Below are 278 nucleotides of genomic sequence, written 5' to 3'. Positions count from 1 at the left end.
AGCGATCCAGCGCCGTTACAGTGGCGCCGCCAGCGGCAAGGGCGCCGTGTACGAGTGGAGCGGCAACAACGAGGTGGGTCACGGCCGCATGGAGATCGTCGAATCTTCAGCACCGAGCAAGGCCGTGCTCCAGATCCATTTCATCAAGCCCTTCGAGGCGCGCAATACTGTCGAATTCACGCTTGCGGCGCAGGGTGGCGCCACGACGGTGACGCAGGCCATGTACGGGCCGAGCCCTTTCATCTCCAAGTTGATGGGCCTGTTTTTCAGCATGGACA

Annotated in this window: 1 protein-coding gene; it reads left to right on the top strand. The window is 61.9% G+C overall.

Annotation, left to right across the window (positions count from 1 at the left end):
- The coding region (locus tag ACMUOY_RS20600; RefSeq protein ID WP_413894577.1) for an SRPBCC family protein at window positions 1-278 on the top strand (278 nt) is incomplete at both ends.

Source organism: Candidatus Skiveiella danica, assembly GCF_022705245.1.
Classification (GTDB): Bacteria; Pseudomonadota; Gammaproteobacteria; order Burkholderiales; family Burkholderiaceae_C; genus Skiveiella; species Skiveiella danica.
The sequence above is the reverse complement of the archived record's forward strand: the minus strand, read 5'-3'. Positions and strand labels throughout refer to the sequence as shown.